Source organism: Caballeronia udeis (assembly GCF_001544555.2).
Lineage (GTDB): Bacteria > Pseudomonadota > Gammaproteobacteria > Burkholderiales > Burkholderiaceae > Caballeronia > Caballeronia udeis.
Genome location: NZ_FCOK02000102.1, coordinates 1 through 23,370 on the forward strand (window position 1 = coordinate 1; position 23,370 = coordinate 23,370).

19 protein-coding genes and 1 pseudogene are annotated in these 23,370 nt (G+C 60.5%); 10 read left to right on the forward strand and 10 right to left on the reverse strand.

Features of this window, described 5'->3' with window-relative positions; translation table 11 throughout:
* The 3 genes from AWB69_RS50505 to AWB69_RS40565 all read right to left on the reverse strand — a co-directional run.
* A partial coding sequence (locus AWB69_RS50505) for a hypothetical protein (RefSeq protein WP_156529150.1) occupies positions 1 to 176 on the reverse strand: 176 nt, incomplete at its 3' end.
* Between the two features lie 35 nt (positions 177 to 211).
* The gene (locus tag AWB69_RS40560) at positions 212 to 616 is read right to left on the reverse strand and encodes a heme-binding protein (RefSeq protein WP_062092403.1); all 405 of its coding nucleotides are present in this window, start codon (positions 614 to 616) and stop codon (positions 212 to 214) included.
* A gap of 82 nt (positions 617 to 698) precedes the next feature.
* Positions 699 to 1,637: an SMP-30/gluconolactonase/LRE family protein gene (locus AWB69_RS40565; protein ID WP_062092404.1), complete on the reverse strand. Its 939-nt coding sequence runs from the start codon at positions 1,635 to 1,637 to the stop codon at positions 699 to 701.
* A gap of 250 nt (positions 1,638 to 1,887) precedes the next feature.
* Between AWB69_RS40565 and AWB69_RS40570 the strand changes: the two genes are divergently transcribed.
* From AWB69_RS40570 to AWB69_RS40585, 4 genes are all read left to right on the forward strand, one after another.
* Entirely contained in the window at positions 1,888 to 3,435 is a 1,548-nt protein-coding gene (locus tag AWB69_RS40570; protein WP_062092405.1) for a UxaA family hydrolase, read from the forward strand.
* Between the two features lie 97 nt (positions 3,436 to 3,532).
* Positions 3,533 to 4,840, forward strand: coding sequence for an MFS transporter (locus AWB69_RS40575; protein WP_062092406.1), 1,308 nt, complete (start codon positions 3,533 to 3,535; stop codon positions 4,838 to 4,840).
* A gap of 76 nt (positions 4,841 to 4,916) precedes the next feature.
* A complete protein-coding gene (locus AWB69_RS40580; RefSeq protein WP_062092407.1) occupies positions 4,917 to 6,209 on the forward strand; it encodes an MFS transporter in 1,293 nt (430 codons plus the stop codon).
* Between the two features lie 132 nt (positions 6,210 to 6,341).
* Positions 6,342 to 7,508 (forward strand): mandelate racemase/muconate lactonizing enzyme family protein, encoded by a 1,167-nt coding sequence (locus tag AWB69_RS40585; protein ID WP_062092408.1) that lies wholly within the window; start codon positions 6,342 to 6,344, stop codon positions 7,506 to 7,508.
* Between the two features lie 79 nt (positions 7,509 to 7,587).
* Here AWB69_RS40585 and AWB69_RS40590 read toward each other — a convergent pair whose 3' ends face one another.
* Together AWB69_RS40590 and AWB69_RS40595 are read right to left on the reverse strand one after the other, a co-directional pair.
* A complete protein-coding gene (locus tag AWB69_RS40590) occupies positions 7,588 to 8,526 on the reverse strand; it encodes a dihydrodipicolinate synthase family protein (RefSeq protein WP_062092409.1) in 939 nt (312 codons plus the stop codon).
* Between the two features lie 41 nt (positions 8,527 to 8,567).
* Entirely contained in the window at positions 8,568 to 9,566 is a 999-nt protein-coding gene (locus tag AWB69_RS40595; protein WP_062092410.1) for a 2-hydroxyacid dehydrogenase, read from the reverse strand.
* Positions 9,567 to 9,710: 144 nt separating this feature from the next.
* Between AWB69_RS40595 and AWB69_RS40600 the strand changes: the two genes are divergently transcribed.
* From AWB69_RS40600 to AWB69_RS40615, 4 genes are all read left to right on the forward strand, one after another.
* Positions 9,711 to 11,450: an IlvD/Edd family dehydratase gene (locus AWB69_RS40600; RefSeq protein WP_062092411.1), complete on the forward strand. Its 1,740-nt coding sequence runs from the start codon at positions 9,711 to 9,713 to the stop codon at positions 11,448 to 11,450.
* A 52-nt stretch (positions 11,451 to 11,502) separates the two neighbouring features.
* A complete protein-coding gene (locus AWB69_RS40605; protein WP_082913812.1) occupies positions 11,503 to 12,246 on the forward strand; it encodes a GntR family transcriptional regulator in 744 nt (247 codons plus the stop codon).
* A 32-nt stretch (positions 12,247 to 12,278) separates the two neighbouring features.
* Entirely contained in the window at positions 12,279 to 13,085 is an 807-nt protein-coding gene (locus tag AWB69_RS40610) for an NAD-dependent epimerase/dehydratase family protein (protein ID WP_062092412.1), read from the forward strand.
* A gap of 151 nt (positions 13,086 to 13,236) precedes the next feature.
* Complete coding sequence (locus tag AWB69_RS40615; protein WP_053064171.1) at positions 13,237 to 14,229, forward strand: LacI family DNA-binding transcriptional regulator; 993 nt, start codon at positions 13,237 to 13,239, stop codon at positions 14,227 to 14,229.
* 13 nt (positions 14,230 to 14,242) lie between these two features.
* Here the strand turns inward: AWB69_RS40615 and AWB69_RS40620 are convergent.
* From AWB69_RS40620 to glcD, 5 genes and pseudogenes are all read right to left on the reverse strand, one after another.
* Positions 14,243 to 14,476: pseudogene (locus AWB69_RS40620) on the reverse strand (VOC family protein); the annotation flags it as partial.
* Between the two features lie 274 nt (positions 14,477 to 14,750).
* Positions 14,751 to 15,932, reverse strand: coding sequence for an NHL repeat-containing protein (locus AWB69_RS40625; RefSeq protein WP_062092413.1), 1,182 nt, complete (start codon positions 15,930 to 15,932; stop codon positions 14,751 to 14,753).
* Positions 15,933 to 16,636: 704 nt separating this feature from the next.
* Positions 16,637 to 17,860 carry a glycolate oxidase subunit GlcF gene (gene glcF / locus AWB69_RS40635; protein WP_062092415.1) on the reverse strand — a complete coding sequence of 408 codons (1,224 nt, stop codon included), beginning with the start codon at positions 17,858 to 17,860 and terminating at the stop codon, positions 16,637 to 16,639.
* Positions 17,861 to 17,873: 13 nt separating this feature from the next.
* Complete coding sequence (gene glcE, locus AWB69_RS40640; protein WP_062092416.1) at positions 17,874 to 18,941, reverse strand: glycolate oxidase subunit GlcE; 1,068 nt, start codon at positions 18,939 to 18,941, stop codon at positions 17,874 to 17,876.
* Positions 18,941 to 20,440, reverse strand: coding sequence for a glycolate oxidase subunit GlcD (gene glcD, locus AWB69_RS40645; RefSeq protein ID WP_062092417.1), 1,500 nt, complete (start codon positions 20,438 to 20,440; stop codon positions 18,941 to 18,943). The genes glcE and glcD overlap by 1 nt, the downstream gene beginning before the upstream one ends.
* A gap of 241 nt (positions 20,441 to 20,681) precedes the next feature.
* Between glcD and glcC the strand changes: the two genes are divergently transcribed.
* Both glcC and AWB69_RS40655 read left to right on the forward strand, forming a co-directional pair.
* The gene (gene glcC, locus AWB69_RS40650; RefSeq protein ID WP_062092418.1) at positions 20,682 to 21,449 is read left to right on the forward strand and encodes a transcriptional regulator GlcC; all 768 of its coding nucleotides are present in this window, start codon (positions 20,682 to 20,684) and stop codon (positions 21,447 to 21,449) included.
* 305 nt (positions 21,450 to 21,754) lie between these two features.
* Positions 21,755 to 22,768: a LacI family DNA-binding transcriptional regulator gene (locus tag AWB69_RS40655; RefSeq protein ID WP_062092419.1), complete on the forward strand. Its 1,014-nt coding sequence runs from the start codon at positions 21,755 to 21,757 to the stop codon at positions 22,766 to 22,768.
* Positions 22,769 to 23,370 lie beyond the last annotated feature (602 nt).

A 23,370-nucleotide genomic window follows, 5' to 3' on the forward strand; every position in this document is an offset into this window, starting at 1 on the left:
CGGTCGCGTTCGGCGAGCAGCGCGCGGTTCTTCGGCGCGAGGTCGTGGACAAGGGCGTCGAAACCTTTCCAGAACGCAACGCTGTCGACGCCAGTCCCGGGGAGGGCCTCTTCGTCAACAAATTTTCTGAGGACAGCCGCGACCCGCAGCCCGTTTCGCTCGATCATTTCACCCATCACATACTCCAACAATTCCAAGTGTTATTAATTAATCAGTCGTTGAGGCTGTTTGCGGCGATCCTGGCCACCTGTGAATCCTGATCCGGCTTTACGCCTGACACGCCGACCGCGCCGACGACTTGCCCGTCGACTACGATGGGTACGCCGCCTTCCAGCGTCGCGACCAGCGGTGCGCTGAGAAACGCGGTTCGGCCGCCGTTGATCGCGTCTTCGTATTGTTTCGATTCACGCCGGCCGAGCGCTGCGGTACGCGCCTTTTCGGGCGCGATATACGCGCCTATCGGGGCGCAGCCATCAAGGCGGAGCAGGGCGAGCGGATGACCCCCGTCGTCGACAACGGCGATCGTGACCGCCCATTGATTTTTCTCTGCTTCCGCGCGCGCGGCTTCGAGGATTCGCGTAGCTTCTACAACGGTCAATACGGATTTGCTTTGCATATCAGCGGTTATCAAGTCTGTGTGTTGAGGTGTTTCCACCGACGCATGCCGGTGGTCAAAATAAAGTTCGCCGCGGCCCCATTCATCCGCCCACGGCGCCCTGCGTATTCACATGCACTGCATAGATGGACTGCGACGACGCCATGAACAGCCGGTTACGTGCACGTCCGCCAAAACATAGATTCGCGCAGCGCTCCGGCAGCGCGATCCGGCCGATCATCTTTCCTTGTGGCGAAATCACCATGACGCCATCGAGTTCGTCGTTGCCCATGCCCCAGCCGCACCACAAATTGCCGTCGACGTCTGCACGCATTCCGTCGATTGTCCCGGCACCCGCGTCGTAGAACACCCGGCCTCGACCGATTCCGCGACCGTCCGGATCCATTTCATAAACATGAATCATCCGGTTCGGCACGCCGCGCGACTCGATGATGTACAGCAGCTTCTCATCGGGTGAAAAGCACAAGCCGTTCGGCCCCTTCAGCTCGCGCGTCACGACTGACGCTTGGCCCGTCGCACCATCTATCCGATACACCGAGTGCGGTAATTCCTGCTCCGCCTTATTGCCTTCGTAGTGCCCTTGAATGCCCATCGGTGGATCAGTGAACCAGATCGAGCCGTCCGATTTCACTACGAGGTCGTTCGGGGAATTCAGCGGCTTGCCCTCGAAGGAGTCAAGGAGGACCGTCATGCTGCCGTCGTACTCGGTACGCGTGACGCGGCGGCCATGCTCGCACGTGACGAGGCGCCCTTGCCGGTCGCGGGTGTTGCCGTTGGCGTAGTTGGAGGGCTTCCGGAACACGCTGACTACGCCCGTTTCCTCCTCCCATTTCAGCATCTGGTTGTTCGGGATATCGCTCCAAAGCAGATATCGGCCGTCGCCGAACCATACCGGACCTTCCGTCCAGCGGTAGCCGGTAGCCAGCCGCTCGACGGCTGAAAAAGCCACCCGGTATTTATCGAAGGAAGGGTCCAGCGAAATCACGCGAGGATCGGGATATCGCTCAGCTTGTTGCCACATCTCTAGCTCCTGTTTTCAGTTCAGGCGGTTCCGCCTATCCGGCGGCGTAACTGCTAGTATAACGACAAATGAGTAAGCGCTTTCTCTTGAAATCACAACTGAACTCCCCTAAGATGCTTGAAATGTATGAGATTCTATCGACGGTTCATCGGTGGAATTGGTCACGTAAGAAAGCGGTTACTCAGATTTCGCCATTTTTGCGAGCACGTCTGACAGCCCGTCGAAGATTTTTCTTGAAAGGCAATGCCTGATGATCGAGATGTCCAGCAAGACCGTAACCGGGCCGGTTATCCGGTTGCATCCCGCGGATAACGTGGTGATTGCACGCATCGACGTGGCAATCGGCACCCCGGTTCCTTCGGAGGATTTTGTCTGCCGCAGCCAGGTGACAGCGGGATACAAGATTGCGGCGAGACCGATCAGGAAGGGGGAGCCAATCCGCAAGTACAACGTGGTGATCGGATTCGCCGCGACGGATATCGCGCCAGGAACGATGGTGCACAGTCATAACGTGGAGTTTCGCGAGTTTGACCGCGACTACGCATTTGGCGCGGAGTACCAGCCGGTCGAGATGGTGCCCGAGGCCGAGCGCGCCACCTTCCAGGGAATCGTGCGGGACAACGGCGAAGTCGCCACGCGCAACTACATCGGCGTGTTGTCGACGGTCAATTGTTCCGCCACGGTGGTGCACAAGATCGCGGAGTGGTTCACGCCTGAACGGCTGGCGGACTACCCGAATGTAGACGGCGTGGTCGCATTCAGCCACTCGATTGGATGCGGCATGGAGATGAGCGGCGAACCGATGGCCCTGTTGCGCCGGACCATGGCAGGTTACGCACGCCATCCGAATCTCGCCGCGGCGCTGATCGTCGGGCTGGGATGTGAGCGCAATCAGTTGGCAGGACTGATGGATCAGGAAGGCCTGAAGGTTGATTCCCGGCTGCACACTTTCATCATGCAGGAGAGCGGCGGCACTCGTCGGACCATCGAGGCCGGCGTGGCCGCGGTGCAGGCGCTGCTGCCTGAGGCTAATCGTGTGAAGCGCACCACGGTTTCCGCGAGTCACCTGAAAATCGGCCTGCAATGCGGTGGCTCCGACGGCTTTTCGTCGATCACGGCGAATCCTTCGCTCGGCGCGGCGATGGATCTGCTGGTACGTCATGGCGGCACGGCAATCCTCTCCGAGACGCCCGAAATCTACGGCGTTGAACATACGCTGACGCGGCGTGCGGTCAGTCGCGAGGTAGGCGAAAAACTGGTCGAGCGGATCCGCTGGTGGAAGGACGAGTATTCGGTCGGCCGAGACGTCCAGATCAACGGCCAGGTCAGCCCTGGCAACCAGGTGGGTGGACTGGCGAACATCTTCGAAAAGTCGATCGGATCTTCCATGAAGGGCGGCACCGGGCCGCTGATGGAGGTGTATCGATACGCCGAGCCGGTGAGGAAACACGGACTCGTTTTCATGGACACGCCGGGCTTCGACCCGGTCTCGGCGACGGGTCAGATTGCCGGCGGCGCGAACCTGATTGCCTTCACCACCGGGCGCGGTTCAATGTTCGGCGCCAAGCCAGTGCCATCGCTCAAGCTCGCCACCAACACGCCGATGTACAACCGCCTGACTGAAGACATGGATCTGAACTGCGGCGGGATCCTGGACGGCGTGGCATCGATCGAAAGCGTGGGCCAGGCAATCTTCGAGGCTCTCCTTGCAGCCGCCTCGGGCGAGAGGACAAAGAGTGAAATGCTCGGGCTCGGCGATCACGAATTCGTACCGTGGCAGATCGGGATCATGAGTTGAGTCCGCGCGGCTCAGTGCATCGCAGGGCGAACGGCCATTTACGCAATAAGTAAAGCTGCCGCCCGGCAACAAGCAAACAGAATGGAGGAGACAACCCTTGAGTACTCAGACCCCGGCCATACGAATACCTGATAGCGCAGCAAGCAACTCGATCTATACGCGAGTTGCCTGGCGCTTCATGCCCTTGCTGTTCGTTTGTTATGTCGTGGCCTATCTGGATCGGGTCAATGTGGGCTTCGCCAAGCTCCAGATGCTCAGCGACCTGAATTTCAGCGAAGCGATGTATGGCTTCGGCGCCGGGATCTTCTTCATCGGCTATTTCTTTTTTGAGGTGCCCAGCAACTTGCTGCTGCACCGGCTCGGCGCGCGCCGATGGATAGCCAGGATCATGCTCACGTGGGCTGTCCTCTCGGCCGCGACCGCATGGGTCAGCACGCCCGCGACGTTCTACGTACTGCGCTTCTTTCTCGGCGTGGCCGAAGCGGGTTTCTTTCCGGGGCTCGTGCTGTATCTCACCTACTGGTTTCCAGCGCACCGGCGCGGCAAGATGGTCGCTTTTCTGATGGCGGGCAATCCCGTTGCGGGCATTGTCGGCGGCCCGATATCGGGTTTCATCATGCAGCGCCTGGCGGGCAACGCAGGGCTTGCCGGCTGGCAGTGGCTGTTCATTCTGGAAGCCGCTCCCGCGCTGGTTCTGGCGGTCATCATTTTCTGGTTCCTCGACGACCGGGTGAAGGACGCCAAGTGGCTGCCGATACAGGAGCGCGAATTCATCGCGTCGGAAATTGAAGCGGAAGGGCGTACCAAGAGCCACGGTTCCGTGCGCGAGGTGTTCACGTCGCTCAAAGTCTGGATCTTGTGCGCGATCCTGTTCGGTATCGTGATGGGCTCCTATGCGGTGGGCTTCTGGCAGCCGACGATCATCAAGGGATCAGGAATTACCGACGCCTTTACGATTGGCCTGCTCACCGTGGTGCCTTATCTCGCTGCCCTGATTTCAATGATCCTGATAGGCCGCCATGCGGACCGAAAACGTGAACGCCGCTGGCACGTCGTCATCCCGCAATGCGTGGCGGCGGCGGGCTTCGTGATCTGTGCCTATGCGGGCAACAACACCTATATCGCGGTGCTGGGTCTGACGCTCGCGGCTTCGGGCGTGATTACCGCTTTACCTATGTTCTGGGCGTTACCGACATCGTTTCTCGGGGGCACCGGTGCCGCAGCAGGCATCGCATTGATCAACTCGACAGGCAATCTTGCGGGATTCGTAAGCCCAGCGCTGGTTGGATGGCTGAAGACGATCACGCATTCACTGGATTCAAGTCTGTTCCTGATTGCGGGATCGTTACTCGTATCCGCCTGTCTTATCTTGACGCAGCTTCCTGCAAAGCTCGTCAATAAGTAATACGTTCATACCGCTCGTCAGAAGCGTCAGATTAAAAATTTGTAATCCTTAGTTATTATTACGGAATAGAGACAACATGAAGACCGGCAAGTATCGCTATGTGGTCGCCTTGCTGCTGTTTATTGCGGGCGCGATCAATTACATGGACCGGGCGGCGCTTGGAGTGGTCGCACCCATCCTCAACAAGGAGTTGAGCCTTTCTCCGTCGCAACTCGGGGTCGTGTTCAGCAGTTTCTTCTTCGGCTATTCCATCTTCGCGTTTGTCGGCGGGCAACTTGCTGACAAGTACGGACCCCGTCGGGTTTTCTCCTGGGCAATGGGCAGCTGGTCCATCCTTTGCGGGCTCACCGCGGCCGTGACCGGATTCGGCACGCTCCTGATTGCGCGAGCACTTTTCGGCTTCGGCGAAGGTCCGATGAATTCGACGACCAACCGGACCATCACCAACTGGTTTCCCCGGCACGAAACCGCAACCATGGTCGGATTTACGTTTTCGGGCCAGACAGTAGGCAGCGCGGTCGCCGGGCCGGTGGTCGGACTGATTGCCATTGCTTATGGTTGGCGCACGTCATTTGTGATCATCGCGGCGCTTGGGCTGGTGTGGATTGTCGCCTGGCGCATCTTCGCGACCGACAAGCCCGCTGAAAACGTGCGGGTCGGCGCGGCCGAACGCGATATGGTCGAAGCGAGCCGCGGCGCGGCGCACCCGGCGGAAGGGGGTGACGAGACCACGCCGCTACGCGGCTATCTGTTTCGTCCGAGCACGCTCGCGCTCGGCGTTGGCCTCTTCGCGGTGAACTACACCTTGTTCGTGTTCATCTCATGGATGCCGAGCTATTTCACCAACGCGCTGCATCTGGACTTGAAGCAGATGAGTATCCTGAGCGCGGTGCCATGGGCATGCGGCGGGATTGGATATTTTGGCGGGGGTCTGCTCGCCGACGCTTACTTCAAGCGCGTGAACAACAAGTTGCTGGCGCGCAAGGTCTCGGCTACCGTGCCGCTCGCGCTGTCGGGTCTCGCTCTGCTGGGCGTCAGCATGGTCTCGTCCGTCACGCCCGCGGTGATACTTGTCGCGTGCGCCGTGATGTTCCTGACGGCTTCGTCGCAGGCATGCTGGGCCGTCATGCACGAGCTTGTGCCTGGCAGGCATCTTGGCGGCGTGAGCGGCTTTGTTCATCTGATGAGCAACATATCGGGCATCGTCGGGCCGACCATGATGGGACTTGCGGTCCAGTACCTCGGTGGTTACAGCAGCGGCTTCGTGCTCGGCGCAGTGATCGATCTGATTGGTGTGCTGGCCATGCTGCTGGTCATCGGCCGGCGCACGACGGATAAGACAGCCGAGGCGCCTTCCACCGCCGCGTAAACCGTCCGGTCCGTTTCGGCGGCTATCAGAGTGCCTTTCTGTTCGGACAACTGATCGATGTTTCCGGTGTGCGCACCACCGCTCAATCGTCTCCATGGGCATGGTTACCTTTTTTAGAGTAGGTGTATCGCTATGAAACAAGCCATAGTTGAAGCTGAGCAAGCCGATTATCAGACAGGTTCGCGGATCGTTTCGGTGGAGGCGCGCACCATTCGCGTGCCACTCGACCGCCACACTGCGTTCGCGACGCGGCTCGTCACTGCCCGCGACTACACGGTTGTGCGCGTCACCACGGCCGATGACCGGCACGGCATCGGATTTTGCTACAGCGGCAGCCGCGCCGGCATGCTGGTCACCTACGCCGTGCGCGAACTGTTTACACCGCTTTTGCGCGGGCGATCCGCCCTCGATGTGGAAGGCCTGTGGCGTGCGATGTACGAGGAGTCGCTGCTGCAAGGGCGCGCCGGATCGGTCATGCGGGCGCTGTCCATCGTCGACATTGCCTTGTGGGACAGGAACGCGCGCGCCGCCGGTTTGCCGTTAAGCCGCTATCTCGGCGGCACATCGAGCGAAACCGTGCCGGCCTATGCAAGCGGCGGGTACTACATCGAAGGGAAAACGCCTGAGCATCTCGGCGAGGAGATGGCGGGCTATGTAGCACTTGGATTCCGTGCCGTGAAGATGAAAGTCGGGCGCCTTGATCCGCGCGCTGAGGAAGCGCGGATCAAGGCGGCACGAGAGGCGATCGGCGACGACGTGCTGCTGATGCTCGATGCCAACAACGCCTGGTCCGATGTTCCGACCGCGCTGGAATACATGCGCCGGTACGAGCCGTTCAACCCTTATTGGATAGAGGAGCCTTTCAGTCCGGACGACATCGAGAGTCATGCGCAACTGAGCCGGCGTACGCCGGTGACGGTTGCGACCGGCGAGATTGAAGCGGGGCGCTGGCGTCATCAGGAACTGCTCGACAAGCATGCGGCGATGATCCTTCAGTCGGACGCGGCGGTGTGCGGCGGGATCAGCGAATGGCGACGGATCGCGGCGTCGGCCGCAGCCGTTGGCGTGACGATGTGCCCGCACTGGTTTCATGATCTGCACGTGCATCTGGTGGCGTCGACGTCCAATGCGCGCTATGTCGAATTTTTCCCTGACGACCAGGTGTTGAATTTCCGTCGGCTGGTGGATACGCAACTGGAGTTCGCTGATGGCAGGCTGACGGTGCCGACCCGTCCCGGCTTGGGCTTCGATTTGGACGAAGCTGCGCTGAACGAATACGCGCTGGACGACTGGGCCTGAGAGCCGGGCCCGAGAGACGATGCAAGCGATACCGCTGGTTGTGCACGCAACCGGCGGTGGATGTTTCGCTGGTGCGCGTCTACTTCGCTGACGCAGCTACATCGATACCCGGCATCGAGAAGCCGACCCCGAGCAGCGCGGTGGCCAACGCGTCGCATTGCGCCTTTGTCAGGTCAACAAGAGGAGGGCGGACGACGCCCCAGTCCGGATCATTCGAATAGATGCCGATCGCGGCCTTGAGCGCAGGGATCATCGGAAACTTGGCGAACACTGCACGCGTGGCATCGAGTGCTGTCTGGCGGGCGTCGGCGTCAGCCGACTGCCAGTGACGGTACAAATCCACGATAGCTGCCGGATTGACATTCCCGGTTGCCGTGATACAGCCAACGCCGCCCGCGCGCAAGGAGGCCAGCAGGAAGGTTTCGCTGCCGGCGAAAACATCGAAGCCCTGTGGCTGGAAGCGCTCGAGCATGGCCTGAGTGTTGCTCCAGTCGCCTGAACTGTCCTTCACACCGGCGATGACACCCGGGAACGCCGCGAGCAGCCGTTCGATCAGCGCAAGACTGAGCGGCACCTGGGACACGGGCGGGATGTGATACAGATAAATGCGCAGCGCATCCGATCCCACCCGCTCGATGACTTGCGCATAACTGCGGAACAAGCCTTCGTCGCTGACGCCCTTGTAAAAGAACGGCGGCAACATCAGCACATGGTTGACGCCCAGCGACAGCGCGTGGCGTGTCAATTCCACGGTGTCCGTGAGTGCCGAACAGCCCGTGCCCGGCATCAGGCGAGCGACCGGAATTTGCGCGCCGACCAGCGTTTCGAGCAGCTTCTTTTTCTCGCTGACACCAAGCGAATTCGCTTCCGAATTGGTGCCGAACACGGCCAGTCCCACATCCTGTTCGATGAGCCATCGGCAATGACGAACATAGCGGTCGTAATCGGGGAGAAGATCTTTTGTGAACGGCGTTACCACCGGCGAGAAGACGCCGCGGGGCCGATTGACAGAAGTCATCGCGTGTTCCTTTTCGTTGAAGTGAGGGTGTTTCGCACCAGTCAGCCAGCGAGACGTCCGAGAGACGAGCGTGCTTCGAGCGCTTCGGGATTGACACAGGTGGAGGAGAGGTTGTCGTCGAGCGCGCTGATGAGATTGCGCGCAGCACGCATGGCCATGTTCTCGCGCGTCTGCCGCGTAGCGGATCCGATATGCGGCACCGCTACCACGTTAGGTAATTGCAGCAGCGGCGAGTCGTGCGGCAAGGGCTCGCGTTCGAACACATCGAGACCGGCGCCAAGAATGCGGCGTTCACGCAAATGCTCGATTAGTGCTGCCTCGTCGACGACCTGTCCACGGGAACAGTTGATGAGAATGGCGGACGGCTTCATGACCCCGAGCTCGGCGCTCCCGATAAGACCCTCGGTCGCGTAAGAAAGCGGGACGAGCACGCAGACGAAATCGGCGCTCGACAGCAGATCGCGTAGCGGCCGCCATTGCGCGCCATAGCGCTGCTCGGCTTCCCGATTGCGAGAGCGATTGGAATAGATGACGTCCATGCCGAAACCGAGGGCTGCACGCTTGGCGACCGCACTGCCGATGCGCCCAAGCCCCACGATTCCAAGCGTTTTGTGATGCACGTCGACACCAAATTGCGCCTCGCCGACTGAGCGGGTCCATTGACCGCGCCGGGTCCAGTCGGCGAGCTCGGAAATGCGGCGCGCGCTGGCGAGGATGAGGCTGAAGACGAGGTCGGCGGTGGTTTCGGTGACTTCGTCCGGCGTATTGGTGAGCAAGATGCCGCGGCGTGAGAGCTCGGGGACATCGAAGGCGTCGAAGCCTGCCGAGATGGTGGACGCGGCCTGGAGCAAGGGTGCCGCATCGAGGAGATCAGGGACTATCTTGAGATTGTTGCCGATGATCCCGTGAGCCGAGGCGAGCGCGCGCCGAAATGGCACGAGGTCGCCGGAAGAAACGTCGACCACGTCGACGGAGCAGTGCTGGCCAAGAAGGTCCAGTACGGCAGGAGGCAACGGACGATAGGCGACGACACGCTTCATGAAGACCTCGGGACAATGCTGTGTAAAGAAAGTTGAAAGGCGGCAGATGACAGACGAAAAGAACCGCTTGCAGAGACACTATAGATATCGTTAAGATTGCCGTCAAGATTATCAATAATTTCATCGAAGATTTTAGGAGTAGCTATGGATGAGAAGAAAAGCGGCTTGCGGCAGGGCCTGACGAACTACGGCGACGAGGGTTTCTCGCTGTTCTTGCGCAAGGCGTTCATCAAAGGCGCGGGCTATACGGACGACGCCCTGTCGCGCCCGATCGTGGCGATAGCGAACACGGGCAGTGCCTATAACCCGTGCCACGGCAATGCACCGCAGTTGATTGAAGCGGTGAAGCGCGGCGTGATGCTGGCTGGCGGTTTGCCGGTCGAATTTCCGACGATCTCGATCGCTGAAAGCTTTTCGCATCCGACCAGCATGTACCTGCGCAATCTGATGTCGATGGACACGGAGGAGATGATCCGGGCCCAGCCCATGGATGCAGTGGTGCTGATCGGCGGTTGCGACAAAACCGTCCCGGCCCAGCTGATGGGTGCGGCTGCGGCGGGCGTTCCGGCTATTCAACTGGTTACGGGCGCGATGCTCACGGGCTCGCATCGGGGCGAACGGGTCGGAGCGTGCACGGACTGCCGTCGCTTCTGGGCGAGTTTTCGTGGCGACCAGATTGACGAGGCCGAGATCGAGGCCGTCAACAACCAGCTCGTCGCAACGGTTGGGACCTGCTCGGTGATGGGAACGGCAAGCACGATGGCCTGCATTGCGGAAGCGTTGGGGATCATGTTGCCGGGCGGCGCGTCGGCGCCTGCCGTGACGGCCGATCGGATTCGCATAGCCGAGCGCACCGGCGCGCAAGCCGTGGCGATGATCGGGCGGGACCTGAGTCCCGCGACCATCCTGACGCCGAAAGCGATCGAAAACGCGTTGCGGGTGCTGCTCGCGATCGGCGGTTCGACCAACGGCATCATTCACCTGACCGCGATTGCCGGCCGGCTCGGCATTCGCATCGACCTTGCGCGGCTCGATCAAATGGCGCGCGAAACGCCGGTACTGGTCGATTTGAAACCGTCAGGACAGCACTACATGGAGGACCTGCATCGTGCCGGCGGTTTGACCACGGTCATGCGCGAGCTGAAAGGTTTGCTGCATCTGGATGCCCTTACCGTGACCGGCCGTACGCTCGGCGAAGAGCTGGACGCCGCTCCTGCGAGCTTTCCTCAATCCGTAGTCCGCCCGTTTGACCGCCCGATATTTCCGCAAGGCGGTATTGCGGTGTTGCGTGGCAATCTCGCGCCGGGTGGCGCGATCATCAAGCAGTCAGCGGCGAGCGCCAGCCTGATGGAGCATGAAGGCCGGGCCGTCGTCTTCGAGGACGCGGAGGATCTGGCTCGCCGTATCGACGATCCGGAACTGGACGTGGAAGTGAACGACGTACTCGTGCTCAAGCGGATCGGCCCGGTCGGCGCGCCCGGGATGCCGGAAGCGGGCTACATTCCGATCCCGCGCAAGCTCGGCCGCCTGGGCGTCAAGGACATGGTGCGTATTTCGGATGGCCGCATGAGCGGTACGGCGTCAGGTACGGTGGTTCTGCACGTGACGCCTGAAGCGGCGATCGGCGGTCCGCTCGCGATCGTTCAAACCGGCGACCGGATTCGCCTGAGCGTGGCAGAACGGTCAATCGAACTTGCCCTCGGCGACGAGGAAATTGCAGCGCGTCTCGCCGCATTGCCCGCGCGCGAGGTGAATCCTGACGAGCGGGGTTATCGCAAGCTTTTCCTGACCACGATCACTCAGGCCGACGAGGGCTGCGACTTTGATTTCCTGAAAGCGACCCGCATCACCGCGACCGTTCCCGGCGATGGAAACAAGGCTTGACGGTCACATTTTCGTATAGGCTCGCGACTTAGATCATTTTGCGGACCCTTTTATGAGCAACGCTGCCAAGCCCAAACGCTCCGATTCACCCGCCGCGAAGACGGTCGAGCGCGACCGCAATATCGACGAGACGATGAGCCGCGTCTCCGACGAACTCGAGGAGCAGATCGTCCTTGGCGTTCTGCATCCGCGCGAACGGCTCGTGGAAGACGACTTGTGCGAGCGCTTCAACCTGAAACGCCACGTCGCGCGGCAGGTGCTGGCGGAGGTGGAGCGGCGCGGCCTGGTGGAGCGCCGCAAGAATGTAGGCGCGCTGGTCAAGTCGTACACACCGCGGGAGGTCACTGAACTGTATGCGTTACGTGAGCTCCTTGAAGCCGACGCCGCGCGGCGCATCGTTTTTCCGGTCAGTAGCGAGGCGCTCGAGGTGTTGACTGCAATTCAGGCTGAGCACGACGAAGCGGCCGGTGCTGGCGATTTGCGGCGCGTGTTCCGCGCGAACATGGCGTTTCACCATGCGTTCTTTGCATTGTCGGAAAGCCAGGTCCTGACTGAGGCGATTCGCGAGTATGAACGCCGCACGCATGCCATCCGTTCGGTATCGATCGTATTTCCTCAGTACCTGGAAAAGGCTCGAGCCGAGCATCACCAGATGATCGAGGCGCTTCGGACAGGCGACCGGGAATCGTTGATCAGGTTATGCCGGGAGCACCTGGTGCCATCGCGCGATGCGTATCTTGAAGCTCACCACCGCCGCTCGTTCGGCTACGCCGCACAGAAAAACCAAACCGACTAACCGCATTTACCTGAATCACAGGGAGGGTAGTAATGACTCGAGTACTGATTACCGGCGCGGCCGGTCACATTGGACGCGTGCTCCGTGCCGGTTTCCAGGGCCACTATGCATTGCGCCTTGCCGACATCGCGCCGCAGGCCGAGGCACGGGCAGGCGAGGAGATCGTGACCGCGGACATCACGCGGCTGGCGGATCTTGTGCCGATCATGGAAGGTGTCGACGTCGTCGTGCATCTGGCCGGGATTCCCGACGAGGATCGCTGGGAGCGCATCCGCGATATGAACATTGAAGGCTGCTACAACGTGTTCGAAGCCGCGCGGCAAGCGGGGGTCAAACGCGTGGTGTTTGCGAGTTCCAACCATGCCGTGGGTTTTCATCGTCGCGACCGGATGATCGATAACACGGTCGAGCCGCGCCCGGATAGCCGCTACGGCGTCTCCAAGGTGTTCGGCGAAGCGCTTGGCCGGATGTACGCCGACAAGCACGGCATGTCGGTCGCGTGCATCCGGATCGGCTCGTTTCGCCCCGACGACCAGCCGAGCGCACCGCGGCATCTTTTCACCTGGATCAGCCATCGCGACATGGTGCAGGTGACGCGTCGCTGTATCGACTACCCGGATTTTCACTTCGCGGTTGTCTACGGCGTATCCGCTAACGCGCGCAATCGCTGGGACAACGCCAATGTGCGCTATCTCGGGTTCGTGCCGGAAGACGATGCCGAACTGCGCGCGGCCGAGATTGCGGCGACGGGAAAGGCGGAAGATGCGCGTGAAGCGCTGTTTCACGGCGGTTTCGGGTGCCTGGTCGAATTCGACGGCGATCCGCTCCGGATCGATTGAGTGTGGCAGTCCATCGTCGGGAAGAGTGCGTCGCGTTATAGTATGCGGTCGTGAAGACATCCTTCATGACCCTACGACGAGAAACAGGTGGACGTTGAACACAGAATTAAAAAAGAGAGCGCCGCGCCGCAAGTCCAATGCGGTTTCCGTCATGGACGTAGCGCGTGCTGCCGGAGTATCCACGGCGACCGTATCGCGCGTCCTGAACGGCAACGGCACGGTCGCTCCTGCATTGCAGGACCGGGTACGCGAGATCGCGCAAAATCTTGGCTATACACCCCATGCCGCCGCGCGCGCGCTCGCCTCCCAGCGCTCGAAGACGATCGGCGCGGTGATCCCTTCGCTTGAGAACCAGAACTTTGCACTTGGCGTGTTTGCGCTTCAAAAACGTATCGGTGAAGCGGGTTATACGCTGCTGCTGGCATGTTCGTACTACGACCAGGAAGACGAACTCAAACAAGTCCGTGCGCTGATCGCCGATGGCATCGCCGGGCTGATGCTGGTGGGGCGCAGTCATTCTCCAGCACTTTACGAACTGCTCGAGAAGGAGCGGATACCACTGGTGAACGGCTGGACCGTCGATCAACATCATCCGTATGTAGGCTTCGACAACGTCGCGGTCGGGCGGCGGATCGCGGAATATCTGCTCGATCTCGGGCACGTGCATTTCGGCATGATCACGCAGATGACCCAGTACAGCGATCGCGCGGCCGATCGCATCATGGGCGTGCGCACGGCGTTACGCGCACGTGGGCTCGAGTTGCGTCACGAGCACCTGATCGAAATGCCGCACAAGATCATAGAAGGCCAGATGGCAATGCGCGCGCTGATGCAGGGTCCGGTCCGGCCGACTGCCGTGATCTGTGGTACGGATCTGCTTGCCGTGGGGGCACTTGCCGAAGCGCACGAGGCTGGCATCGACGTTCCGGGCGAACTGTCGATTGCCGGTATCAACGATATCGAATTTTCGAGCTTTACCACGCCACCACTGACCACCATGCGTCTGGCCGCCGATGAGATCGGCACACGAAGCGCCGAGTACCTGCTCGCGCATATAGAAGGACGGCCGGTCAGTTCTCAGAACATCGTGCCCACCGACCTGATCGTGCGTGGCACGACGGGCCGTCCTCCCGGCCAGGGTTAAGCCGGACTCGCGATTATTTGGCGAACAGCGACGCCATGTTGGCGAACGCCTTGAACTCCACGGCATTACCCGACGGATCGAGGAAGAACATGGTCGCCTGTTCCCCTACCTCGCCTTTGAAGCGAATATGCGGCTCGATCACAAACTTCGTTTTGGCGCCGCGAAGCTTGTCTGCGGCCGCTTCCCACTGCTCCATGGAAAGCACTGCGCCGAAATGGCGAACCGGGACATTGTCGCCATTCACTGCGCCCTCCGTCTGGAATTTTTTCCTGTTAAATTAATAAGGTATCCATATCTATAAGAAAAATCTCCGCTACCCCATCTATTTGTTTATCAGAGACGCGCCTCGGTCGGCCTTTGCAGCGCTACCTGCCTAACAGGTCGGGTCAAACTCTTTTGTCAGAAGTTACCGGCCCGGATCAGCCTCAACTGCGTTCGTGTCGTCGGGCAAAGCGGGGCAGCGCGCATGTCGTATGCTCGATTCATTTTGCGGCGAATGCTGTCTTGCATGGGGTCGGGTTTCAGCGCCCGGAGTCATCGAATGGAAGCCTCCAAACAGTGATGTTCGGCACATTGTCATCGACTGCGGCAAAGCGCACGAAATCGTTCCGCGTCTGCGAAAACGCAAGTCCAAATGCGCCACCCGGCGCTGGATCCACAGAAAGTTGGGCGACGAAGCGACCTTGCGGTGTGAATTCGACGATCTCGCTCGGCTGCTTCGAGTCGGCATTGACCGCGTCGCCGTTCGCCGTGAACAGATCGCCGTTCGGTCCGAGCACCAGCCCGAGCGGGCCATGCAAATGCGTGTTGTCCGCGTAAATCAGGACACCTTTGCCACCATCGTGCTGGGTGTTCCCGGCGCCGAAGAGGGCGAAGACGGCGTTGTCGGCGGTAGAAGCGACATAGAGCACGTCTCGTTGCGGGTCATATGCCAGTCCGGTTGGACCTACGACGAGAGCCGCGGGATCGCTGCGAAACGAGTAGCCGGATGCGATCTGCGTTGCGCCTTTGATCTGCACGCCGTCCTCGCTGACCGAAACGTCGAGCCGCACGACCGTTCCGTTGAGCACATTCGATACGAACACCTTCGCCTGGCTGCCCTGGTCGAAGATGGCGAGGTCCCACGGGCCGTCGATCTTTGCCATCGCGGGTGTCCACTGCGCAACGATGTCGCCCGTCCGGTTCAGGACGAGCAGCGAGCCTGCCTTGACCGTCGCGGAGGTGCCATCGGCGGTAGGCACGTTGCCGACCAGCACAAAGCCGGCCCTGAGCACGCCTAGTGCGGTGCTCAAGCCAAGGCCGGCACCCCCTTGAAAGAACACAACTGGCTTGCTGTTGGGGACGATCTTGACGATCGTACTGCCGGTACCTTGCAGGTTGGCTTGATTGTTGAAGTTGGATACCAGTAGGTCGCCTGGACCGATCGTTCCGAAGCGCGGAAAGCGCTCAGGGACGAATGCGACACCGTAAGGGTTGGAATCGCCATTGGGCGGGACCGTCGAGGACGTCACCGAAGAAGGTGGCAAGAGCGGCGTGAGGTCGCCGCCCGCGCTGGCGGCTTGAGGCAGCAGCGAAAGGCCCGCACCGCATAGTACAGACAGCAACAGGCGTTTGAACACGCTGCGTGTGCGACGCGATGTGTCATATCGAATCCTGAATGGCATGCAGCCGATGTTTTCTGCTACGTATGCGATGGGTTTCATGACAGGGGCTCCAAATGAACCGCAGGACGCGCACCTTTCCGCTCACGGTACGCGTGGACGCGCCGGTCGACGCAATCGAACAGTCAACTGGCGAACCAGACGCTGGTAGGGCGTGCGTAGTAAACGCTTGAGAAGAGAAAATATTCCAGGGCGACAGCCGAAATCGGAGTGGGTGTACGCGCCTGTTGCGTAAAGTGTCTGACAAGATGCAGCGCGTGACTGAGCTGCTGCTTAAGGCGGCATCCGGTTGACGGGATCGCGGACCTTGAGTCTCTCTACAATCCGCCGTGGCCCGCTGTTCCCGCGCATGGCCCACCGCTTTGTTCTAACGGCGAAGGGGGTAAATGCGTATCGTCAAAGTCTTCGATGGTCATGTCATTTCAAATGACGCGTGCCAGAGTGACGCGACGCTGAAACAGGCTCGCCAAAGCGGTCCTGTCTGGCTTGCGCTGCCAATGTTGTGGTCGCGAGCCGCTGAGTCATACGCGTCGTCGCGGTGCTCAGGTTCTTCGAATTCCATTTCGTGCTCGCCATGCGGCAATCGCCCGACAGCTTTGAACGCGTGCGGCTCAGGAATATCTCGTTTTGATTCCAGATAGCAGTCGTGGTCCCGCCAATTCGGATACCCGCCGGGCACCGTCTGGCACCAGCGAAGTTTCTTTACTCGGGCGACCAACATAGATTTCGCCGCCTTCTCCGTCAAGTCACCCTTGCGAAAGCAATTCATCTACGAGTTCAATCCAGTGTCGCACTGGCGTTTTCCCTGCGCCGTCTAGATGAACCTGACAGCCGATGTTTGCCGTCGCGATCACGTCAGGCTTGCCGCTCTCCAGGGCCGCCATCTTGTTGTCACGCAGACTTCGCGCAAGCGCGGGTTGCGTCATCGAATACGTGCCGGCCGAACCGCAGCACAAGTGCGAATCGGGCACGCCGGACAGATCGAAGCCGAGGCGCTGCAGTACGCTTTCAACGACGCCGCCGAGCTTTTGTGCATGCTGCAGCGTGCAGGGACAATGGAACGCGACGCGTTGAGATGCGTTCCGCTGCAATGTGTCGAGTGGTTCGGCCGCCAGCACTTCGACCAGATCGCGCGCCAGCGCGCTAACGCGTGCCGCTTTCGTTGCATATGCCGGGTCGTCGCGCAGCAGATGTCCATATTCCTTCACGAAAGCACCACAGCCGCTGGCAGTCTGCACAATCGCTTCGGCGCCGGATTCGATAGTCGGCCACCATGCGTCGATGTTGCGGCGGGCCCGCGCGAGCCCGGCGTTCTGTGCGTTCAGATGGTAGTCCGTCGCACCACAGCATCCGGCGTTGCCTACCGCGGTCACGCTGATGCCGAGGCGATCCAGCACACGCGCCGCAGCCGCGTTCGTATTCGGCGAAAGCGACGGCTGTACACACCCTTCAAGCATTAGCACACGGCGCGCATGGCGGGGTGCGGGACGCGGCTTCGCGGCTGGGGCGCGCGCTGGTATCTTGTCTTTCAGAGCCTCTGGCAGCAGCGGGCGCACCGTGCGTCCGGCTTTCAATAGCGCGTCGAATATCACTGGCCGCGGGATCACGGCACGCAAGCCGTTGCGCATCAGACGCTGGCCGAGCGGGCGCTCGACGCGTCGTTCGAGTTCCGCGCGTCCAATGTCGAGCAGGCGGTGATAGGTGACACCGGACGGGCACGTCGTTTCGCAGTTACGGCAAGTCAGGCCGCGATCGAGATGTAGCTGGGTCTTGTCGCTGACCGGCTGGCCCTCCAGCAACTGCTTGATCAGGTAGATTCGCCCACGCGGTCCGTCGAGTTCGTTGCCAAGCAGTTGATAGGTCGGGCAGGTCGCGTTGCAGAAGCCGCAGTGCACGCACGAGCGCAAGATGCGTTCTGCTTCCTCTGCGCCGGGTAGCGTTTTCGCGTGTTGGTCGAGATTCGTCTGCATGGTGGCGGTCGTATCAAAGTTCAGCGTAAAGACGTCCGGGATTCAGGACGTTATTGGGATCGAGCCGATGTTTCAGTTGGCGGTGGTAACGCAGCAACGAGGCGGGTAGCGGCTGAATGGATGCGCCTCCCGGCGAAGGCGCGAAGCACGTCGCATGGCCCCCGGCCGACTGCGCGATCCGGCGGATCGCCGCCTCGGATGCTTCGCTTTTTAGCCAACGCTGCGCGCCCGCCCAGTCGAGCAAAACCGTGCCCGGCAATGTCATCAGTGGCGTCGCGTTTGGCAGAGACAATCGCCACAACGGACGCGGATCGTCGAAGAACGCCAAACGATATTCGCGGAGCATGTCCCAGAACGCGCAGTCGATTTCAGTGCCGCCGATCCTCTCCGCGGCCGATTGCACCGAGCCGCTGCCACCTTCGAGACGCACGTGCAAATGGCCGTCCGTGTAGCAGGCGCCCGTGATGGGTAGTGAAGCCTTGCGCCATCTGGACAATTCGCGCAGCGCATCGACGTCGCCGATATCGAGTGCGAAGCTGCGCTGCTGGCGCGGCTTGGGCAATACCTTTAGCGACACCTCCGTGATAACGCCAAGGCAACCGAAGCTACCTGCGAGCAGTCGTGAAAAGTCGTAACCCGCCACATTTTTCATTACCTGGCCGCCGAACCGAAGGTGATCGCCGTTGCCGGTAATCACGCGGCAGCCGAGCACGAAATCGCGCACGGAGCCGGCCCACGGCCGGCGCGGTCCGGACAGGCCGCTCGCGATCGCACCGCCGAGCGTCGCAGCACGGCCGAACGTTGGCGGCTCGCACGGCAGCATCTGCCCAGCGGCGTCGAGCGCTGAATTCAGCTCCGCGAGCGGCGTGCCGGCGCGAGCGGTGATCACGAGATCGGTCGGATCGTATGCGACGATGCCGCGATGCGAGCGAGTGTCGAGTTCTTCGCCGTTGATTGCGCGGCCCAGAAACCGCTTGCTGTCACCGCCACGAATGCGCAGCGGCGTGTGATTTGCAATCGCGCGACGCACCTGCGCAACGAGGCGCTCGCTGTCGTCCAGCGAGTCGAAGTCATTTCGCATCAGAAGCGCTCCAGCTCGGGAAACGGCAGCTTGCCGTGATGAATGTGCATCGAGCCGAATTCAGCGCAACGATGCAAGGTTGGAATGTTCTTGCCGGGATTGAGCAGGCCGTCCGGGTCGAAGGCCGCTTTCAGCGCATGGAACAGTGTGAGCTCGGCGCTGTTGAACTGCGCACACATCTGGTTGATCTTCTCGCGGCCCACACCGTGTTCGCCGGTGATGCTGCCGCCAACCTCGACGCACAATTCGAGAATGCGCGCGCCTAGCGCTTCTGCGCGTTCCATCTCGCCCGGCGCGTTCGCGTCAAACAGGATCAGCGGATGCATGTTGCCGTCGCCGGCATGAAACACATTCGCGACGCGCAGGCCGAATTCCGCCGACAGGCTCTCGATGCCACGAAGCACTCGGGCCAGTTCGCGGCGTGGAATCGTGCCGTCCATGCAGTAGTAGTCCGGCGAAATGCGCCCCACGGCTGGAAACGCATTCTTCCGGCCCGCCCAGAAGCGTTGCCGCTCGGCTTCGTCTTTCGCAATCCGAATATCAGTCGCGCCCGTTGCCTGCAGCAACGCAACGACGCGATCGCAGTCCTCCTGCACGTCGGCCTCAGCGCCGTCCAGTTCGCACAGCAGGATCGCTTCGGCGTCAACCGGATAGCCGGCGTGGATGAAGTCTTCGGCGGCACGGATCGCGAGGTTGTCCATCATTTCGAGACCGCCGGGGATCACGCCCGCGCCGATGATCTGCGCAACAGCATTGCCTGCTTTTTCAACGTCGTCAAAACTGGCGAGCAGCACCTTCGCGCTTTGTGGTTTCGTCAGCAGCTTGACAGTGATTTCGGTGACGATGCCGAGCATTCCCTCCGAGCCGGTCAACAGCGCAAGCAGATCAAAGCCGGGACAATCGAAGGCTTCCGAGCCGAGAGTCAGAGGTTCGCCATCTATGGTCAGCACTTCGATCTTCAGAATGTTATGCACGGTCAAACCGTACTTCAGACAATGTACGCCGCCCGCATTCTCAGCAACATTACCGCCGATCGAGCAGGCGATCTGCGACGACGGATCGGGGGCGTAGTACAGGCCGTGAACCGCGGCTGCCTGCGTAATTGCGAGATTTCGCACACCAGGTTGGACGCGCGCTATGCCAGCTTCCGGGTCGATGTGCAGGATGCGATTGAAGCGCGCCATCACTAACAGGATGCCTTTTTCGAGTGGCAAAGCGCCGCCTGACAGACCCGTGCCTGCACCGCGGGCGACGACCGGCACTTTGCGCGCCGACGCGAACTTCAGCAGCGCTTGCACCTGTTCGATCGTGTCCGGCAGGGCGACTAGCATGGGCGTCGTGCGATACGCGGACAGGCCGTCGCATTCGTACGGGTGGAGATCTTCTGGGTCGTGCAGGAGGTGCATGCCGGGCAACAGTCGCTGCAGGTCGGCGACAAGCGTTGCCTTGTCGTGCGTTGGCAGGGCGCCGTCAATCCGCTCGTCGTAGGCGAAAGTCATTGAGCGTCTCCGTTGCGACACGTTGAGCGATACCGCTTCTGCGCCGCGTTATGTCGGGGTAGCACCGATTATTCCGGGTTCGTCAGACCGAGTCCATCGATGATCCAAGTGGTCCTACCAGTTTTATTGGGTGACTATGAGGAGAGAATCTGAAAGAATGCCAAGGTAAAAGGTTGAAATGGCAACTGAGGATCGGCGTCGCGAGACTAGTTTTAAAGTGGTCATACCAGTGGAAGTGGATATGGACGATACCGGATTGCAATCCAGCCGGCAGATCGCCGACGTGGTGGCTGAGCGCATCGAGCGTTTGATTGTCGACGGGGTGTTGCGATCGGGGCAGGCACTGCCGTCGGAGCGTCGGTTGACGGGTAAGCTTGGCGTGTCGAGAACAGCGCTGCGCGAAGGGCTGAAGCTGCTGCGCGCCCGGGGCATCATCGATACATCACACGGCAAAGGTTCGTTCGTTGCGAATTTGACGGCACAGCCGCCGCAGTCACCGTTGATGCATCTCCTCGGTTCACAGCCGCGGACACTGTATGACCTGTTCGAAGTGCGCGGCATGCTGGAAGCGGAGTCGGCACGGCTTGCGGCATTGCGGGGCACGCCGGCGGACTTTGTGCTGATCACCCGCCGCTACGAGGAGATGCTGGCGGCGCAGAGCACGGACAGCGATCCGGTCACGCACGCACGTCTCGATCATGCGTTTCACCTCTCGATCTGCGAGGCGTCACACAATCCCGTTCTGGTTCACACGCTGCGGTCGTTGACCGAATTGCTGCTCAGCTCGGTGTTCGCATCGGTCAATAATCTGTACCACCGGCAACCCCATCGGCAGCGAATAGACCGTCAGCACGCCCGGCTCTACAACGCCGTCATCGGAAAGCTGCCCGAGCAGGCGTACAAGGCGGCACGCGACCACATCAACAGTGTGCGTGAAAGTCTTTATGACATTGAGCAGGAAGAGCAGCGGCTGGTGCGCGCTACGCTCCGACTTGAAGGCTGGAAATAGTCGTGACTCAGCGATATGGCGAGTCCTTATCCAAAACGCGTTCAGCTACACGCCGCGTCTGCGTCATAGGTTGGAGCGGGGCCGGGATTGTGTGTGTTCGGTGTGCGTTGAGCGACTGACCGACAACGGCTCTGGCAGTGCATCGGACAAGACAAGATAGGGGGCCTGAACCGAATCATCAGCTCAAGTTGGGAGGTGCCCAGAGGTGGATGGGCGCACCCACGGCCTCTCTTGCCGGTTTGGTACACTTAATCACAGGGGTGTTAATAGTTTAATTCGGGGCAGCAGGTTCCAAGGGTCTTCTTATGGTGAGTTTGAAACAGGTCGCCGCGCTTGCGGGAGTGTCTTCGTCTACTGTTTCACGCGCGATGGTCGCCCCGGAGCGGCTGCATCCCAAGACGTTGAAGAAAGTCAAAGAGGCGATCGCCTCGCTTGACTATGTTCCATTTGCGCCCGCGAGGGTATTGCGCTCGGGTCGCTCCCGAACAATCGGTATAGTCGCTCCGACATTAATGAACGAGCTATACGCGCGAGCTGTCGATACCCTGGAGAGCGAATTTTTACAGTTTGGATATACGGGGCTGTTAACCTGTCATCGCGACAGTCGGGATCTGGAGCTGAGCATTGTCCGGGCACTCATAGAGCGCGGGGTTGACGGTCTTGCGCTGATTGGCACAAGCCATCACCCCGATTTGCTGACTATGGTGCGCAAACTAAAACTTCCCTACGTGCTGATGTGGGCTATCGACCGGGAAGGTGTTCATCCGACTGTCGGTTACGATAACCAACACGCGATGGGACGCGTTACCGAACATCTGGTTAGTCTTGGACATGTTCGGTTCGGAGTACTGCCGGGACCCTTAGCGACTCAACAGCTAGCCGCGGTAAGGCTTTCAGGGATACGCGAGGGGCTGGCGCGACACGGGATTGCGTTGCGTCCAGAAGCCGTCGTAGCTACGCCGCACGACAGCGAATCGGTTCGCGCCGCGACTCGCCACTTGCTGTCCCAGGTCAATGCCCCCACAGCGCTTATTTGTAACAACGACCGTATAGCAGCTTCCGCCATCGCTGAATGCAGGTCGATGGGAATATCGGTTCCGCACAGGGTTTCTATAACAGGGTTCGGTGACTGGGAACTAGCCACGCTTGGATCACCCTCACTTACCACTGTGCACTCAGACGCGGTCAGGATTGGAAATCTGAGTGCAAAAAACCTGCTGGAGCAGATTAACCATTGCGGCGATCCGGTACCTAAGCAGGAAGAGTTCGAGGCGAAACTCATTGTGCGGGAGAGCACTTCAAATCCGCCTGACGAATGACCGAATCCAGCCGAGCCTGCATGCCTTTTCTGCCGAACTGTCTGGATGCCTGTTCAGGCTTGCAGCATGCGACGTGAGCTGGCTGTCGGTGTTGCCCGTCCAGCATTAGCGTCGAATGCCCCCTTGGCGCGCCAGCGAGATTGGCTTGCCAGGGCTGCAGGCGTGAATCGCGATGCGAACCGCCGTTGACCCCGCTTAGGGCGCCTATCCCGACCCAGTAGTGCCTTTAGGTGGCGACGTCCGCCAAAGGCGGGTTTCATGGCCAGCGAAGCGAGCTATGAGCATGCGGTGCGATCACGCAACTGCCGTGCGTGTTTGTGGCATTGACGCTGGGCGCACAGAATACTGCGTTTTTTTGCACGGGCCGTGACGGCCTGTCAGTTTGTATCCTCGTAACGTCCCCTTTGATTTGCTTGGCAAATCATTCCCGCTGCACTTTCCCGCGAACCCGTCGTCTTTCACCGGCCAGATCCCGGCTACTTCCGCTCTCCTCAGATCGGCAGTGCTCTGCTGCTCCTGCACGGCGATATCGCGTAAACCCTGTGGATCGACTCATTGACATCCCGTTCGCTCGTCAACTACGATAATGACAACGATTGCAA